The sequence below is a fragment of the Leucobacter sp. CX169 genome (assembly GCF_017161405.1).
Classification (GTDB): Bacteria; Actinomycetota; Actinomycetes; order Actinomycetales; family Microbacteriaceae; genus Cx-87.
Genome location: NZ_CP071051.1, coordinates 1930978 through 1948507, shown reverse-complemented (window position 1 = coordinate 1948507; position 17530 = coordinate 1930978). Strand labels below are relative to the sequence as shown.

The 17530-nt window shown below is 67.3% G+C and carries 14 protein-coding genes; 9 read left to right on the top strand and 5 right to left on the bottom strand.

Features of this window, described 5'->3' with window-relative positions; genetic code table 11:
- Positions 1-236: 236 nt before the first annotated feature.
- Positions 237-2048: a lipase family protein gene (locus JW030_RS08855; protein ID WP_188044177.1), complete on the bottom strand. Its 1812-nt coding sequence runs from the start codon at positions 2046-2048 to the stop codon at positions 237-239.
- Between the two features lie 161 nt (positions 2049-2209).
- Between JW030_RS08855 and JW030_RS08850 the strand changes: the two genes are divergently transcribed.
- The 3 genes from JW030_RS08850 (at position 2210) to JW030_RS08840 (ending at position 5886) form a co-directional block, all read left to right on the top strand.
- Positions 2210-4066, top strand: coding sequence for an ABC-F family ATP-binding cassette domain-containing protein (locus tag JW030_RS08850; RefSeq protein WP_188044176.1), 1857 nt, complete (start codon positions 2210-2212; stop codon positions 4064-4066).
- 108 nt (positions 4067-4174) lie between these two features.
- Positions 4175-5260, top strand: coding sequence for an S-(hydroxymethyl)mycothiol dehydrogenase (locus tag JW030_RS08845; protein WP_188044175.1), 1086 nt, complete (start codon positions 4175-4177; stop codon positions 5258-5260).
- Positions 5257-5886: an MBL fold metallo-hydrolase gene (locus JW030_RS08840; RefSeq protein ID WP_188044174.1), complete on the top strand. Its 630-nt coding sequence runs from the start codon at positions 5257-5259 to the stop codon at positions 5884-5886. Before JW030_RS08845 ends, JW030_RS08840 begins: the two co-directional genes overlap by 4 nt.
- Here the strand turns inward: JW030_RS08840 and JW030_RS08835 are convergent.
- A complete protein-coding gene (locus JW030_RS08835) occupies positions 5883-7499 on the bottom strand; it encodes a CdaR family transcriptional regulator (RefSeq protein WP_188044173.1) in 1617 nt (538 codons plus the stop codon). The two genes, JW030_RS08840 and JW030_RS08835, sit on opposite strands and share 4 nt — an antisense overlap.
- A gap of 87 nt (positions 7500-7586) precedes the next feature.
- Between JW030_RS08835 and lysA the strand changes: the two genes are divergently transcribed.
- From lysA to JW030_RS08810, 5 genes are all read left to right on the top strand, one after another.
- Positions 7587-8876 carry a diaminopimelate decarboxylase gene (lysA, locus tag JW030_RS08830; RefSeq protein ID WP_188044172.1) on the top strand — a complete coding sequence of 430 codons (1290 nt, stop codon included), beginning with the start codon at positions 7587-7589 and terminating at the stop codon, positions 8874-8876.
- 58 nt (positions 8877-8934) lie between these two features.
- Positions 8935-9864: an ABC transporter substrate-binding protein gene (locus JW030_RS08825; protein ID WP_188044171.1), complete on the top strand. Its 930-nt coding sequence runs from the start codon at positions 8935-8937 to the stop codon at positions 9862-9864.
- Entirely contained in the window at positions 9864-10835 is a 972-nt protein-coding gene (locus tag JW030_RS08820) for an amino acid ABC transporter permease (RefSeq protein WP_188044170.1), read from the top strand. The genes JW030_RS08825 and JW030_RS08820 overlap by 1 nt, the downstream gene beginning before the upstream one ends.
- Positions 10828-11604, top strand: coding sequence for an amino acid ABC transporter ATP-binding protein (locus JW030_RS08815; RefSeq protein ID WP_285895458.1), 777 nt, complete (start codon positions 10828-10830; stop codon positions 11602-11604). Before JW030_RS08820 ends, JW030_RS08815 begins: the two co-directional genes overlap by 8 nt.
- Positions 11605-11776: 172 nt before the next feature.
- Positions 11777-12706, top strand: a complete 930-nt coding sequence (locus tag JW030_RS08810; protein WP_188044169.1) for an acetamidase/formamidase family protein — start codon at positions 11777-11779, stop codon at positions 12704-12706.
- Here the strand turns inward: JW030_RS08810 and JW030_RS08805 are convergent.
- Together JW030_RS08805 and JW030_RS08800 are read right to left on the bottom strand one after the other, a co-directional pair.
- Entirely contained in the window at positions 12703-13932 is a 1230-nt protein-coding gene (locus JW030_RS08805) for an FAD-dependent oxidoreductase (protein WP_188044168.1), read from the bottom strand. The two genes, JW030_RS08810 and JW030_RS08805, sit on opposite strands and share 4 nt — an antisense overlap.
- On the bottom strand, positions 13929-14606 hold the full coding sequence (locus JW030_RS08800) for a TetR/AcrR family transcriptional regulator (RefSeq protein WP_241095396.1): 678 nt from the start codon (positions 14604-14606) through the stop codon (positions 13929-13931). The genes JW030_RS08805 and JW030_RS08800 overlap by 4 nt, the downstream gene beginning before the upstream one ends.
- Positions 14607-14761: 155 nt before the next feature.
- Here JW030_RS08800 and JW030_RS08795 point away from each other — a divergent pair, with 155 nt between their 5' ends.
- Complete coding sequence (locus JW030_RS08795) at positions 14762-15988, top strand: acyl-CoA dehydrogenase family protein (protein WP_188044167.1); 1227 nt, start codon at positions 14762-14764, stop codon at positions 15986-15988.
- Between the two features lie 82 nt (positions 15989-16070).
- On the opposite strand, the gene JW030_RS08790 is transcribed toward JW030_RS08795, so the two are convergent.
- Complete coding sequence (locus JW030_RS08790; RefSeq protein ID WP_188044166.1) at positions 16071-17510, bottom strand: amino acid permease; 1440 nt, start codon at positions 17508-17510, stop codon at positions 16071-16073.
- Positions 17511-17530: the final 20 nt, after the last annotated feature.

The following is a 17530-nucleotide window of genomic DNA, read 5'->3' as shown; positions in this document are numbered from 1 at the left end:
CTAGCCGGCGCGCACGAGCGCCCCAAAACGCCGCATCCCGTTTCTGGGGTGCGGCGTTTTCGCGTTCCTCCCGGTGATCCGCCCCGAACATGCACCCCTCCGGCAGGGTGTAGACGCCAAACACCCTGCCGGAGGGGTGCATATTCTGCGGGAGCAGCGGGAGCAGCGGGAGCAGCGCGGGAGCAGCGCGGGAGCGGCGGCCCCCGCGACAGAGGGGAGCGGCAGGGGTAGGAGCCCTACGGCGACGCCCCCGCGTCCGCCTGTGCCGCGCAGTTCGGGGTGGCAGGCTTTCCCGCCCATCGGTCGAGCGACCATGAGACGAGTTGCGGATTGAGCGGCGACCCGTCCGCCACTAGCGACACATGCCCGAGCCCGGGGAAGGTGCGGAAATCGATCTCGATGCCGGCCTCGCAGCGCTCCTGCACCCAGCGCTCCTGCAGTGGCGGGAGTACGAGCTCGTCTGAGAGGCCCTGCGCGACCAGGACGGGTGCCGGGAACGGCCCGGTCGGGGAATTCGACACGAGTAGGTCGCCGAACTTCCCGTCGAACAGGCGATCCGGGAAGATCTGGTTCGGGATCTGGGTGCCGCGCAGCGCCGCCGCGAGCGCGTCCTGCTCGTTGAAGCACAAATCGACAATCTTCTCGACCCCGCGAGCCGAGCCCGGGGTGAGGTCGTTCGACAGCTTGAGCTCGGGGTAGTACGCGTTCCACGAACCGGCAATGTAGGCCGAGACGACCTTGCCCGGCACGGTCGTCTTGATCGCCTCGGCGAGCCCCTTGAGGTCGCTCGCGGGGGCGAACGCCGCAACACCGCGAACGCCGATCTCCGGGGCGTACTCGCTCGCGATCTGCCCGGTCCACAGCGAGCCCTGACCGCCCTGCGAGTGACCCCAGACCACGGTGTCCGGGCTGAGGTTGAGCTCGCCCAACTCGTGTGCCGCGCGGAAGGCGTCCAGGACGCCGCGCGCTTCACCCTCGCCGACGAGGTACGGCTGCGCGCCAGCGGTGCCGAGCCCGACGTAATCAGAGATCACCCCGACGTAGCCGTGCTGCGTCACCATCTCGACGAGCGCGGTCCCGGCGCCGTCGGCGAAGGGGGTGTTGCTGAGCGAGGGGGCGCACTTGCGGGCGATGCCCGTCGTGCCGTGGGCGACGGAGATCACCGGCGTCGTGCCCGGCTGTGCCGCGGGTGACGATTCGTCGGCGGGATCCTGCGCGGGCGCCCCGGTCACTGCCGCCGCTGGCGCGAGCACCAGCCCGCTCGAGACCGCGGGAACGCCCTCGCGCAGCGTGGTCGTGTACAGGATGCGCCAGGCGACCGCACCGTCGGGCACACCGACAGTAAAGGGTTCGGCGCGCAGCAGCGACCCGGGCTGATCCGGCACCTGCGCCGGGGGCGTGTAGAAGGCGTCCGGAGCGGTGCGCGGGTTGCCGGCGAGCAGCAAGCTGCTGCCGACGGTCAGCAGCATCGCGCCGGTCAGCGCCGCGAACGCGCCCGTCGTACGCCAGAACCTGCGCGTGCGGGAGCTGGCGGGCTGTTTCGGGTTGGCGGCAGCCTGACTGATGGCCGCCCGGCCCCGGCGGGCGAGCAGGGAAAACAGCACCTGCAGCCCGAAGAAGGCGAGCCAGACGCCCACGAAGAGGCGCAGGAACGCGAGTGACAGCAGTGGCCAGCTGAGGCTCAGTATGCCGAGAACGATCGTGGCCACCGCGAACAGCCCGTTTGAGAGACGTTCGCCCGGGATGCCGCGCAGCGCCCGCGCCACCGAGAGCGCTCCGTACGAGATGAGGGCGATCCCGAGCAGTAGCCCGAGCATGGGTACACCGAGTTCGGTCCACAGGCCGGCGACCAACCCGACGGCGATGAGCAGCGCGCCGCTCATCCAGCGCCAGAGGGCACCCCGTCCGCGGTCGAGAAGGGTCATGAGGCCAGCGACGACGAGACCGCCGCCCGTGAGACGCGCCGTCACGACCGAGCTCAGGTCGACGAGCGCGATGATGCATCCGATCGCGACCGCGGCGACCCCCAGCGCGATCTGGACCGGCATGGCTCGTCCTGCGAGGGCCTGTTTCAGCCTGGTCCCGAATCCAGCATGCGTCGTCACGGTGCCCCCCAAGCTCGTTGCGTCCGAGCGCGACGCTGGGCCTAGCGTATCGGCCCGCATGTTCGGCGGTCCAAGCACCCCGGGAAGGCACGTACTCTTAGGGAGTGGCTCATCTACTTGGCGGCGAAAGCCTGCACCTCGAATTCCCGACGCGCGTGATCTTTGAAGGCGTCTCGGTCGGCATCGAATCGGGCGACCGCATCGGCATCGTCGGTCGCAACGGCGACGGCAAGTCCTCGCTGCTCGGCATGCTCTCCGGCAGGATCGAGCCGAACGACGGTCGGGTCACCGTCCGCGGCGGCACCACGATCGGCGTGCTGGATCAGGCCGACGTGCTCGACCCCGAGCGCACGGTCCGCGAGACGGTCGTCGGCGACATGCCCGAGTACCTCTGGGCGGGCGACGCGAAGGTGCGCGACGTCCTCACCGGGCTCCTGGGCAGCATCCCCTGGGAAGCGACGGTCGGCGAGCTCTCGGGCGGCCAGCGCCGCCGCGTCGCGCTTGCGGCCCTGCTCACGGGGGACTGGGACGTCCTCATCCTCGACGAGCCCACGAACCACATGGACATTGAGGGCGTCGCCTGGCTCGCCGGGCACCTCAAGACGCGGTGGCCGAACGGCCAGGGCGGGCTGCTGGTCGTCACCCACGATCGTTGGTTCCTCGACGAGGTCGCCAACGAGACCTGGGAGGTGCACGATGGCATCGTCGACCCCTTCGAGGGCGGATACGCGGCGTACGTGCTGCAGCGGGTCGAGCGCGACCGCCAGGGATCGGTGATCGAGGCCAAGCGCCAGAACCTCATGAAGAAGGAGCTTGCCTGGCTGCGCCGCGGTGCCCCCGCGCGCACGGCGAAGCCGAAGTTCCGCATCGAAGCCGCCAACCAGCTCATCGCGGACGTGCCTCCCGTGCGCGACCCGATCCAGCTGCAGCAGCTTGCGGTGGCGCGTATCGGCAAGGAGGTCGTGAACATTGAGGAAGCGAGCGTGAGCTTCCCCGACCCGAACGGCGGCACGCGTGAGGTGCTGCGCAACATCACCTGGAAGCTTGCTCCCGGCGAGCGTACCGGGATCCTGGGGGTGAACGGCGCCGGGAAGTCGACGCTGCTCGGCCTCGTCACGGGCAAGGTGAAGCCGACGAGCGGCACCGTCAAGCACGGCCAGACCGTGAAGATTTCGACCCTCACCCAGAACTTCGAGCTGCTCGAGGGCCACATGAACGACCGCGTCAGCGACGTGGTCAAGGGCAAGCGCACCGAGTACAACGTCGGCGGCAAGGACATGACGCCGAGCCAGTTGCTCGAGCGCCTCGGGTTCTCGAATGCGCAGCTCTCGACGCCCGTGCGCGACCTCTCCGGTGGCCAGAAACGTCGCCTGCAGCTGCTCCTCGTTCTCCTCGACGGGCCGAACGTGCTCATCCTCGATGAGCCCACCAATGACATGGATACCGACATGCTCGCCGCGATCGAGGACCTCCTCGACTCCTGGCCCGGCACGCTGCTCGTCGTTTCGCACGACCGGTACCTGCTCGAGCGCGTCACCGACCAGCAGTACGCCGTGCTCGATGGCGAGTTCCGCCACCTGCCGGGCGGCGTCGACGAGTACCTGAAGATCGGCGCAGCGAACACTCGCGCCGGGGTCGATGCAGGGTCCGGCGCGGCCGCTGGCGGTGCGCCGGTGGCGGACGGCTCGGTCGCGCGCGTCACGGCAAGTGCCCCGGTGGCCGAGGCGCAGAGCGGCCCCACGGGCGCTGAGAGGCGCACCCTGGAGAAGGAAATGCAGGCGGCCGAGCGCCGACTTGCGAAGCTCGATTCCGAGATCGCCGCCGTGCACGCGAAGATGGCGGCGCACGACCCGAACGACTACGAGGGCCTGGGGGGCATTGGCGACAAGCTCGCCACGCTTCGCGCCGAGGTGACCGAGCGCGAGGAACGCTGGCTCGAGCTCTCTGAGCTCTTGGCGTAGCACCGGGCCACCGAGTCGGGGCCGCCGCCGTTCCTCGATAGCCTGGAGTGAGAACTGGCAGTCGAGCGCACCCGAGGGCGCGCTCACTGCACGACGAAGGGGTTTCAGATGGGGTATCGAGTTCAGGGTGTAGTTGTACGCGAGAAGAACGCGCCGGCAACGATCGAGACGATCCTCGTCCCGGATCCGGGCCCGGGGGAGGCGGTCGTCGACATCATCACGAGCGGCGTCTGCCACACCGACCTGCACTATCAGCAGGGTGGGATCAGCGACGAGTTCCCCTTCCTGCTCGGCCACGAGGCGACCGGCCGTGTCGCCGCGATCGGCGACGGGGTGACCGAGATCGCGGTCGGCGACCGCGTGATCCTGAACTGGCGCGCGGTCTGCGGCCAGTGCCGGGCGTGTGCAAAGGGGCAGGCGCAGTACTGCTTCAACACGCACAACGCGGCCCAGAAAATGACGCTCGAGGACGGCACCGTGCTGTCCGCGGCGCTCGGCATCGGCGCGTTCATCGAAAAGACGCTCGTCGCCGCTGGCCAGTGCACGAAGATCGACGAGGAGTCGGACGCCGCAGCAGTCGGGCTGCTCGGCTGCGGGGTTATGGCGGGCATCGGCGCGGCCATCAACACGGGTGAGGTGCAGCGCGGCGAGTCGGTCGCCGTCATCGGCTGCGGTGGAGTCGGAACGGCCGCGATCGCGGGCGCGCAGCTCGCGGGCGCCACGACGATCATCGCGGTGGACATCGACGACGCGAAGCTCGAGCAGGCGCGAAAATTCGGCGCGACGCACACCGTCAATTCGCGTGAGGTCGAGGCGGTCGAGGCGATTCGCGCCCTGACCGGCGGCTTCGGCGCCGACGTCGTCATTGATGCGGTCGGACGCCCCGAGACGTACACGCAGGCCTTCTACGCGCGCGACCTCGCTGGTCGAGTCGTGCTGGTCGGGGTGCCGACCCCGGACATGCAACTCCAGCTGCCGCTGCTCGACGTCTTCGGCCGCGGCGGCTCGCTGAAGTCCTCCTGGTATGGCGACTGCCTGCCCAGCCGGGACTTCGAGATGCTGATCGACCAGTACAAGCTCGGTCGGCTCGACCTCGACGGCTTCGTGACCGAGCGGATCGGGCTCGGCGACGTCGAGGCGGCCTTCGCCCGCATGGCGTCGGGCTCGGTTCTCCGTTCGGTGGTTGAGCTGTGAGCGCCGCCCGCGTCGAGCGTCTCGTCACGAGCGGAACGTTCTCGCTCGACGGCGGCACGTGGGACGTTGAGAACAACGTCTGGATCGTCGGGAACGACGACGAGGTCATCGTGATCGATCCTGCGCATGACGCTGCCGCGGTCGCGGAGTTCGTGGGGGAGCGCCCGGTCGTGGCCGTCCTCCTCACACACGGGCACGACGACCACATTCGCGCGGCACGCGAGACGGCCGAGCTGCTCGGCGCCGAGCTGTTCCTGCACCCTGCCGATCACGAACTCTGGTCGACGGTCTACGACGAGCTCCCGGACCGCGAGATTGCCGACGGCGATGTCTTCAGCGTCGCCGGGCTGGAGGTGACCGCGCGGCACACGCCGGGCCATTCGCCGGGGTCTACGAGTTTCGTCGCCCCCGCGCTTGCGGCTGTGTTCACCGGCGACACGCTGTTCAACGGCGGTCCGGGTGCGACGGGCCGCTCGTACAGTGATTTTCCGACCATCATCGATTCGATCTCGACGGTGTTGCTCACGCTGCCGCCCGAGACCACGGTCTACACGGGCCACGGCGACACGACGACGATCGGCGCCGAGGCGCCGCACCTCGACGAGTGGATTGCGCGCGGGCACTAGCCTCCGGCGGGCGTGCGCTCGGCGAGTCTGAGCTGCAGCCAGAGCGTCAGGATCCGGTCCGCATCGGTGAGATCGATGCCGAGGCGCGCAACGGCCTGACGGATGCGGTAGCGGACGGTCTGCTCGTGCAGGTTCAGACGCGACGCGACGCGCGCAGCATTGCCCTGTTCTTCGAACCAGGCCAGTAGCGTGCGTCGCGTCTCCGACTCTTCATCGCCCAGCAGGGCGGCGGTCTCGGGGAGGAGGAGCCCGTCGACGGTGATCGCCGACTCACACTCCCGCAGGACCAGCTGTGCCTGCACATCCGGGAGCGTGGCAACTGCGATCGATCGATCGCGCGCGCACTCCGCGATGGCCCGCGCGCGATCGATCCGGCCCGCGAGCGAGGCCTGGAGGCGCTGCGGTTCGCTCAGGCCGACGTGGCAGTGGCGTCTGATCAGACGGAACAGTTCCGGCAAGAGCCGCGTGAAGGAGCGCTCGATCTCGCTGGTTGATTTGCTGGGGATGAGGGCGCATACGGTCTGGTCGAGAACCAGGCATCCGCTTCCCGGGAAGTAGACGGAGAGGTGGCGGGCCATATGTGTGCGGATCTCGCTGAGCTCCGCGGCGCTCGCGACGCCGCCGTCGCAGACGAGCGCGGCGAGGACGACGTGCTGGGTGGGCCGTAGGCCGAGGGCCACTTGGTCTCCCTCCTGAGGGGTGCCCATCAGCAGGCGGCGGAAGGCGGCCTCGCGCCCCCGGCCGTCGCTGTGGTCGAAGCGCCACGCGTCGACCAGGTATCCGGCGGCGAGAATCGCACCCTGCTCGAGGATCTCTTGCTTTTCGACGGACAGCTCCCGCGTCAGGTCGTACCCGTCCGGGTCGATCGCCCAGATCGAGCCCAGCGAGATGTTCCCGGCACGAATGGCGATCGCCGCGCGCGGGGCCTGCGCGTCGTCCTGGGCAAACCGCGCCACCCCCTGCGCCGCGAACACCTGCCGATATCTGATCTCGTTGATCGGTTTGTCGGGGACCTTTCGATACAGGATCCCCGAAGCGCGAAAGTCATCAATCGCCTGCTCGGGCATCGCCGAGTACGCAAGGATGTTTCGCCGGTGGTCCTCGATCGCGACCGAACCGCGAAAGACTCCCGCGACGGAATTGGCGAGGGCAAAGAGTTTGTCCCCGGAGCTGGGCCCGAGCTGCAGGCCGGCACCGTGCTCGCCGAGCAGCCGACTCACGAGGGCATCAAACTGGCGCCAGCCCACAGTGTGCGTGAGTTCAAGGAGGGGGAGTCCGTGATGGGCGCAGGCGAGGACGAGGGCGGACGTGTGCTGCGACTGCACGCCGCGTGCGACAACGCCGCTTGCCCCAGAGGCGATGGCTGACGCACAGAGGAGGTCGAGTTGCTCGGCCGTGAGCGCGGAGTGCGACGTGAGGAGGATGAGCTGACCCGGAAACTGGAGCTCCGGCGTTTCGGCATCAAAAAAGGTCACCCCCTGCACGAAGGGCGAGTCGGGGAGCCGGTCGACCGGGGTCAACGTATCGCTTCCCAGCTGTTCCACGAGCGTCGAGAGCCGCAGCCCGCTCGAAAAGTCAGAGACCGCAATGATGCTCGAAATCGATGAACTCATGACGCAAGTTTATCGAGGTCGATAACGATCTCGCGCGGCGGCGCTCGTACATTCGAACCATCACTGAGAAGGATTGGAGTGTGGCGCGTGAGCGAGAGCGGTTTTTACGACCCACAGTTGGAGCGGGTCTTCCCGAAGTACGCGACCGTCGGGGACGACGGGGTGCTGTCGATCGGGGGATGTTCGGTTCCGGAACTCGCAGACGAGTTCGGCACGCCGCTGTACGTCATGGACGAGCAGGGGCTGCGGGAGCGGATGCGTCACTACCGCGAGGGGCTTGCTGCGCGCTGGCCGAATAGCCAGGTCACGTTTGCCTCGAAGTCCCTGCCCGTGATGGCGCTGTACGCGATTGCCGAGTCCGAGGGCCTCGCCATCGATGTCGCCGGGGCGGGGGAGCTCCTGTTGGCTCTCGAGGCGGGCGTCGACCCCGCGCTCATCCACCTGCACGGAAATGCCAAGAGCGACGAGGAACTCAAGCTGGCGGTCGAGGCCGGTATTGGAACGATCGTGGTTGACGGCGAGGCCGATATCGACCGGCTCGACGCGCTCCTGACCGCCCCGCAGGAGGTACTTCTGCGGGTGATTCCGGATGTGGATCCGCGCACGCACCGTTCAGTCTCGACCGGCGGCGCGAAGTCGAAGTTTGGTCTGCCGATTCCCCAGGCGCAGGCGCTCATCGAACGGTTGCGCAGCCACCCGTTCATTCGGGTCGCGGGCCTGCACCTCCACATCGGCTCTCAGGTGCTCGAGCTGGAGCCGTTCCGTCGCGCGGTGGAGGCCGTCGCCGGGCTCGGCGAGTTCGAGGTCTACAACGTCGGCGGCGGGCTCGGCGCCGACTACAACCTCGACCATGAGGCACCGTCGCTCGACGCGTACCTCGACACCCTGACGGAAGCCGCGAGGCGAGTGCTCCCAGCGGAGGCGAAACTGATTATTGAGCCGGGCCGGTCGCTGGTCGCCCGTGCCGGAGTCACGGTGTACCGCGTGAACAACGTGAAGCGCACCGGCGAGACCTTTGTGGCGGTCAACGGGGGCCTTGCCGATCAGATGAATGTGGCGCTCACAAGCACCCGATTCACCCCCATCGTTGCCGAGCGCGCGAATCAGGTGCCGGACACCACGGCACAGCTCGTCGGGCGACAGTGCGAATCGGGCGACCTCCTCGTCGACCAGGCACGTCTTGCGCAACCGGCGGCGGGAGACACGATCGTGCTCGCGGCCACCGGCGCCTACGGCTACACCCTTTCCAACAATTACAACGGCGCGCTGAAGCCCGCGGTCGTGCTTTGCAAGCAGGGCGATGCTCGCATCGCGGTGCGACGGCAGACGTACGCCGAGTTCCTGGCGCCCCACCAGCGCGAACGGACGACGGCGTAGCCCGCCCGTTCCTTTCACCATCACTACACCGAAGATTCCCCAAGGAAGAGGAAGCACTATGAAGAAAATGACCCTACTTGCCACCGCAGCTGCGATCGCCGCGGCGCTCGGGCTGAGCGCCTGCGCGACCGGTACCGAGTCGGCACCGGCCGCCGCCGCCCCCGCGTTGACCTCCGGTATTGACCAGGCCGCCGCCGACGCGGTGCCCGAGGCGTTTCGCGAGTCGGGCGTCGTGCGCGTCGCGGCGGGAATTCCCTACCCGCCCTTCATCAAGGTGAAGGACGACGGCTCCTTCGAAGGCTTCGACGTCGATATCGCCCAGGCGCTCGGCGAGAAGCTCGACCTTGAATTCAAGATCTCCCACCAGGCGTTCGAGACCGTGATCCCGTCGCTCCAGTCGCACAAGTTCGACATCATCATGGCGGGCATGAACGACACCGTCGAGCGCGAGAAGACGCTGAACTTTGTTGACTACGTCAGCGCCGGGTTCACGATCGTGGTGAAGGCGGGGAACCCCGAAAAGATCGGCACGCTGCTTGATCTCTGCGGGCACTCGGTCGCCGTGCAGAAGTCCACCGTGCAGGGTGAGATCCTGCGCGAGCTCGTCACCGAGTGCGAGGCGGAGGGTAAGCAGGGCATCGACGTGCAGGAGCTGCCCGTCGCGAACGACGCGCAGACCGCGCTGAAGGCCGGCCGGGTGCAGGCATACGTGACCGACGCCCCGGTGGCCGCGTACACGATTGCTACCGCCGGCGACGGCAAGGACTTCGAAGGCGTGGACGACCCGAAGAACCCGCAAGGGTTCAGCCCCGTGTACTCGGGCATCGGCATGCTCAAGGAGAACGGCGAGCTGACGGAAGCGATCCGCCTCGCCTTCCAGTCCATCATCGACGACGGCGTGTACCAGGAGATCCTCGAGAAGCACGGCATGGGTCACCTGGGCGTACCCGAGGCCATCGTCAACGGCGCGGGCCAGACGGCGAAGTAATGACCGTCAACGTGCAGACTGAACGCGCTGAGCCAGGGGCGGCACAGTACGATATTCAGGCACTTCCGCTTCGCCGCCCGGGTCGTTGGATCTGGGCGACCATCCTGGTGCTGTTCGTGCTCTGGCTGGGCCAGGCGCTCGCGACCAACAAGAACATCGACTATGCGGTGGTCGGGGAGTTCCTCTTCAGCCCGCGCATTATCTCCGGGGTGGGAGTCACCCTCCTAGTCACGGCGATCTCGATGGTCATTGCGACGGTCCTGGCAGTCGTGCTCGCGGCGATGCGGCTCTCCTCGAACCCGGTGATGGTGGCGTTCTCGTCGGCCTTCGTCTGGTTGTTCCGGGGTACGCCGTTGCTGGTGCAGATCGTCATCTGGGGCTACTTCGGACTGATCTTCGAGAAGATCACCTTGGGCATCCCCTTCACCGACATCGTCTTCTGGCAGATCGATACCAACGTGCTGATCTCGGCGTTCGTCGCCGGAATCCTCGCGCTGACGCTCAACGAGGCGGCCTACGCCGCCGAGATCGTTCGCTCGGGCATGCTCTCGGTCGACGAGGGGCAGAAGGAAGCCGCGGCGTCACTCGGCATGAGCCCGTTGTACACGTTCACGCAGATCCTGCTGCCGCAGGCGATGCGCGTCATCATCCCGCCGATGGGCAATGAGCTCATCTCGATGATCAAGAACACGTCACTGCTGTCGCTGATCGCGGTGAGCGAGGTCTACACCGTGGCCACGCAGATCTCGGCGCAGAACCTGCGCCAGGTCGAGCTGCTCATTGTCGTGAGTATTTGGTACCTGATTATCGTCTCGGTCCTCTCGGTGCCGCAGTACTACCTGGAGCGCCGCTTCGGGCGCGGGGCCGCTCGCAATCAGGCTGCGACTCCGCTGCAGAAGGCGCGAGAGTTCACCGGTGCGATTGCCGTGCAGCTGCAGGGGAAGAACAAGAAGGAGAAGCGCGATGTCTGAGTTGCGAGATGATGCGCTGGTGCAATTGCGCGGCGTGCGCAAGAGCTTCGGGCCGCTCGAGGTGCTCAAGGGCATCTCGATGGATGTGAATGCCGGCCAGGTGACCTGCCTGCTGGGCCCCTCGGGCTCGGGAAAATCGACCCTGCTGCGCTGCATCAACCACCTCGAATCCATCGACGGCGGGCGCATCACGGTCGACGGCGAGCTCGTCGGGTACCGCGAAAAGGGCGGCGTGCTGCGCGAGATGCACCCGCGCGAGGTGGCCAAGCAGCGCCGCTCGATCGGCATGGTGTTTCAGCGCTTCAACCTGTTCCCGCACAAGACCGCGCTCGAAAACATCATCCAGGCGCCGGTGGGCGTCGCCCACCGCAGCAAGTCGGAAGCCATCGCGGAGGGGCACGCGCTCTTGCGCCGAGTCGGCCTGGACGCGTGGGCCGATCACTACCCGGCTCAGCTGTCTGGCGGGCAGCAGCAGCGCATCGCGATCGCTCGTGCCCTCGCGATGCGGCCGAAGCTCATGCTGTTCGACGAGCCGACGAGCGCGCTCGACCCGGAGCTCGTTGGCGACGTCCTCGACGTCATGCGCGAGCTCGCCGACGAGGGCATGACGATGGTGGTGGTCACGCACGAGATCGGCTTCGCACGCTCCGCGGCCGACGAGGTCGTGTTCATGGACGGCGGGGTCGTGGTCGAGAGCGGCCCGCCCGCGCAGGTGATCGATGACCCGCAGCACGCGCGCACGCAGGGCTTCATCCAGAGCGTGCTGTAGCGCGAGCCATCCGGTACGCGATTTGAGGCCGTGCGCACCACTCGCCATCCGGCGGGCGGTGCGCACTGCTGTTCCCGGGGGTCGCGGATGGCATCATCAGAAACTTCACTAGTGTGGCTGGAGGGGTTGCCCAAAACGTTCGAGCAACGATGCGAATCAACAGGAGTTTTTCATGAGTTTCTTTCTGTCCAAGGATCAAGCCCATTCAGGATTTTCCGCCGAAGATTTGCCGGCGCTTTCTCTGGATCCGGGCACCGGGGAGCGGATCGTGTTTGAGGCCTCGGATGACGCGTATGCGGAGTACGCCGCGACCGGGAGCAGCCACAACCTCACCTCGATGGTCAACCCGATCACCGGACCGGTGTTCGTCAACGGCGCCGAGCCGGGCGACACCTTGATCGTGACCATCGTGGACATTGAGCTCGGCGAGTACGGCTGGTCCGGCTATTTCCAGGGCTCAGGCGCCCTCGCTGCGGTGATGGGCGACGAGCCCTACATGCGCCAGATCCCGATCCGGGACGGCGAAATTCATCTCACGGATACGATTCGGGTGCCGGCCCGCCCGATGGTCGGGTGTTTCGGCACCGCCCCAGCGGTTGGCCGGAACTCCTCGACCGCGCCGGTGTACGCCGAGGGCGGCAATCTGGACCTCACATACGCGACTATCGGTACCCGCCTGTACTTGCCCGTGCGGGTGGCAGGCGCCTATCTCGGGCTCGGCGACATCCACGCCGTGATGGCCGAGGGCGAGGCGTCCGACGTAGCAGTCGAGGCGGCGGGGAAGATTACGGCGACCGTCGAACTCACCCGGGAATTCTCGGTGTCGGCGCCGGTGCTGGAGACGGCAGACGAAATCATCTTCGTGGGGCTGGGAGACTCGCTCCAAGAGTCGCTCGCGCACGGCTATCAGCGCGCGTTCCGCTACCTCACCCGGGTGCATGGGTTCAGCCGCGGTGATGCGTTCACCGTCATGAGCGCCACCGTGCACTCGGCGCTGGGCGGGCCCGCAGGATCCGCCGAGGCCGCGGACGGCTCAGACGTCGCCGCAGGCGCGGTGACGACCCATCACGTGCCGAAGTTCATCCTGCCCACGCAGGGCTAGCGGGACTCCGGGCCGCGCGGCGACTCGGACGCGCGGAGACGCCGGTGCTCGGGCATCAGGGACCGCGCGTGCGCAAACGTCCGCGACCGGATCCTGCGCCCCGCGGAGAACGCCGCGGGTGCGGAGCCCGAGCCGTCGGCCAGGTCCGCGAGAATCTGGCCGACCGCCGGGGTGAACTTGAAGCCCTGCCCTGAAAACCCCGCTCCGATGACGATCGGGCCGATCCGGTCGAGAATGAAGTTCTCATCCTCGGTGCTCGTATAGGTGCAGCTGATCTCGGTGAAGACGTCGGCATCGACGCCGGGCAGCCACTGCCGCGCGTAGTCCGCGAGGGCGCGCAATTGCCTAGGCTCCGGGGCGAAGCTGCGCCGATCCGGGTCGACAATCTCCCCAGTGCCGTGCCAGCCAGCCTTGACTCCGGCGCCCGGAGTGAACATGCCGTAGACGGAGGAGTAGGCGCCCTCGAACCCGGGCGTCCCGGGGACAATCGAGTGGTTGAAGCCGGGCCAGATTGCACCCTCGTCGGCCACGGCAAAGTGCAGCGGTTGTTCCTGTGTCACGACGAGTCGGGGGAGCGTCGCGCGACCCTCGAGTGCGGGCTCGAGCAGCGCGCGCGTCCAGGCTCCCGCGGTGCAGACCACGGTCCGAGCCCGGATGGTCTCGGATCCCGCCGCGGTCTCGATCGAAATCTCGGCCAGGCCGTCGTCCACGATGCGCAGCTCGCGCACGCGCACACCGTGTCGAATCTCGGCACCGGCATCAGCGGCCACGCGCTGGAACGCCGGCAGCGCCTCGTCGGGGTTCAGCTGGCCGCCGTCGGGCAGGTGAAGCACGGGGCCCGCGAAATTGATTCCGCGCCAGCGCTCGCGGGCGGCTTCGGCGCCCAGGTGCTCGGCGCCGATCCCGACGACGGAGAGCGCCCGAGCGATCGCCTCCTGGCTGATCGGGTCGCCGAAATTCACCACACCGGTGCGGGTGATGGGGTCGATCCCTGCCTCCTCGCCCAACCGGCGCCAGAGCGCAACGGACGAGGCGAGCAGCGCGACAAAGTGCGACTCGGAGTAGCCGGGATTGAAGTTTCTGGTGGTGCCGTGGGACGCCCCGTTGGTGTGGCCCGGCGCAAACTGCTCGAGCAACGTCACACTGCGGCCGCGCCTCGCGAGCGCCCATGCCGTGGCGGAGCCCATCGCCCCGCCGCCAATAATTACCGTGTCGAGCGTGTTCACGAGGTCCGCAGAGCTGCAGCGACCTGCGCGAGCACCGACTGCGCGTCACCCGCGTCGTACACGGCGACGAGCACCTTTCCTGCCCCCGCAGGATCCGCCCGGCCGGTCCCCGCCCCGATGAAGCGGGCGGCGAGCTGACTCAGATCTCGCTCGAGGTCCGACCCTGCGGGCGTGGCAGGATCGCGCAGCCAACGTCGGAGCGTGGCGTTGTGGATCGCGACGATCGCGGCAGAGAGGGCCACCACCTCCCAGATCTCGAGGTCAGCGTGCTCGACAAGATACTTGGCGTACACCCGCTCGTAGCGGTGGCTGACGACGAGCTCGCGGTCGCGGAGCGCCGGCGACTCGCGCATGATGTCGGCGCGCAGACGAGTCGTCTCGGGCTGAGCGAGATGGTGCTCCAGTATGCGTCGGGCGCCGACGACGATCGCGGCGCTGGGCGCGAGGGGCGTCGACGAGAGCAGCTCCTCGAGCTCCTCGAGCAGGGTGTCGTGATCGGCGAAGACCGCGTCGCCGGTTGACGCGAATCGGCGAAAGAACGCGCTGCGGCTCATCCCGGCCGCCGCTGCGATTTCGTGGGCGCTCGGGACGTCGGCCCCGCGCTCGGCGAGCAGGCGCACGGCTGCGGCCGAGATCTCGGGGGGATTCAGCGGGCGTTTCTGAGGAGCGGTCACCGCCGAAATCTACCACGAACGAGAACGAAATGGGACTAGGTGCCGCGCGTTTTGTACCGTTTTTCCGGAAGATCTGCAGCAAGCCGAGCTTGACCTGGAACTGCGTCCCGGCCAGAATCGAGGCATCACGGAAGTCCCACAATCGAGGAGCCACTATGTCCGCAGCTGCACAGCCCCGCATCGCTCTTGGGACGGCCGAGCCCGAGTACGACCTCTGGGAGCCGCTTGATCCGGATCTGGCCGGAGTGTTCGAGAATCTCCCGGCCGAGGACCTCGCGTACCGCGACCGCGCCCGCGCCTTCGTGCAGGACGAGGTGCGTCCGGTCATCGACGGGTACTGGGACCGCGCGGAGTACCCGCTCCATTTGATCCCTCGCTTGGGGGAGCTCGACCTGATTCGTGACGGCCAGGACGTCCCGGGGTTCGCGCCGCAGAGCATCATGGCGGCCTGCCTCACGACGATGGAGCTCAGCCGCGGCGACGGTTCCGTCGGAACAATCGTCGGCGTGCAGGGCGCGCTCGCGCTTCGTTCGATCGCGATGTTCGGTTCGGACGAGCAGCAGACGCGCTGGCTTGAGCCGTTGGCCCGCGGTACCGAGTACGGCGCCTTCGGCCTCACCGAGCCCACCCACGGCTCGGACTCGGTAAGCCTCGAGACGACGGCCCGCTCGGTCGATGGCGGCTACGTCATCGACGGGCACAAGAAGTGGATTGGGAGCGGCAGCATCGGGGGAGTCACGGTGATCTGGGCGCGCGGCGACGACGGCCAGGTGCAGGGCTTCCTGGTGCCGCAAGAGACGCCGGGGTATCGCGGCACCACGATTGAGGGCAAGCTCTCGCTCCGTGCGATCTGGCAGGCGAACATTGAGCTCGACGGCGTGCAGTTGCCGGCCTCGGCGAAGATGCCCGGCGCGAACTCCTTCAAGAACACCTCGCAGGTGCTGCAGGCGACCCGCCTTGGGGTCGCCTGGGCCGGCCTCGGCCATGCGACCGCGGTGTACGAGACCGCGGTGCACTACGCCGCGCAGCGCGTGCAGTTTGGGCGGGTGCTCACGAAGTCCCAGATCGTGCAGCAGCGCCTGACCGAGATGCTCAGCGAGCTGACCAGCCTGCAGACGCTGCTGGTACAACTCACTCGAAGGGAGGAGGCGGGAGAACTCAGCGGCCCAGCGGCCTCTCTTGCGAAGTACACCTCAACCCGCACCGCGCGACGCCTCGCGAGCAACGCGCGCGACCTGCTCGGCGGCAACGGGATCCTGCTGCAGAACCGCGCGGCACGGCATTTCGCGGACATCGAGGCGCTGCACACCTACGAGGGCACGGAGACCGTGCAAGCCCTCATTATCGGTCGCGAGATTACGGGGTACTCGGCGTTCGCCTAAGAGGTCACTCGCCGACTACTACGCAGTACGCCGGGCCCGTCCACGTGGACGGCCCGGCGTTCTGTGCAGCTGATCGGGTCGACTAATCTTCGTCGAGCGGGTGCGGCACCGTGGGAATGGCGGCGGTCAGCGGCCGCCCGGCCTGCACGAGGCGGCGTTTGCGCAGTTGCCAGAGCACCGTGAGTATCGCAAACCACACCGGAGCTGCGAGGAACGGCAGTCGGGTATCAGCGCCGTACAGCAGGGTGCCGGCGATGAACACGAAGAACGCAAGCACGAGCCAGGGCATCACCGCGGCGAAGGGCAGCTTGAACTTCGATGCGACATGCTTTTCGGGGTAGCGGCGGCGGTACACGATGTAGCTGGCGACGATCGATCCCCAGGTGAACAGGATGAGCGTGGCGCACATCGACGAGACGAAGGTGAACGCGGCGATCACGCCGTCACCCGCGAAGAGCAGCGGGATCGCCGAGAATAAGAAGACACAGGTGAAGAACACGGCCTTGCTGGGGACGCCGCGGGAGTTTGTCCACGAGAAAGCTCGCGGTGCGTGTCCATCCTTGGACAGCCCGAAGAGCATGCGAGTGCCCGAGTACAGGCCGCCGTTGGCGCTTGAGGCCGCCGAGGTGAGCACAACAAGCTGGATCGCAAACGCGGCGAAGCCGAAGCCCGCGAGCGTAAACGTCGAGACGAAGGGGCTTGTGTCGGGGGAGATCTTGTCCCATGGGGTGACGCTCATGATGACGGCGAGTGCGCCGACGTAAAAGATGAGGATCCGCGCGACGATCGAGTTGATCGCTTTCGGCAGCGTCTTTCGGGGGTTCTCGGTCTCGGCGGCCGCGGTGCCGACCATCTCGACGCCGATGAACGAGAAGATGCCCATCTGGAAGCCGAGCACGAAGCCGCTCGCGCCCATCGGGAACATGCCGCCGTGGCTCCAGAGGTTCGAGATCGAGGCCACATCGCCCTCGGGGTTCTGGAAGCGTGTCGCGACCAAGAAGATTCCGACGCCGATCAGACCGAGAATTGCGACAATCTTGATGATCGCGAACCAGAACTCCGTCTCGCCGAAAAACTTCACGGGCTGCAGGTTGAGCAGTGTGAGGACAACCGCCGTAATGAGGGCCGGAAGCCACGCAGGAATGTCGGGGTTGAACCACTGCGCGTAGGCCGTGATCGCGACGATGTCTGCGACGCAGGCGATCACCCAGGAGAACCAATAGTTCCACGAAACGAAGAAACCAGCCCACGGCCCGAGCATGTCCTTGGCAATGTCGCCGAAGGTCTTGTAGTGCAGATTCGAGAGCAGTAGCTCGCCGAGTGCCCGCATGACGAAGAACACGAAGAAGCCGATCACCATGTACACGAAGATGATCGCCGGGCCGGTCAGGCTAATGAGCTTGCCGGAGCCGAGGAAGAGCCCGGTGCCGATCGCGCCACCAATTGCAATGAGCTGGAGGTGGCGGTTCTTGAGTCCGCGGTGCATTTCTTCTGGTGGTGCGAGGCCGGTGGCGACGGACATGGTGGACACTCCTGTGTGTG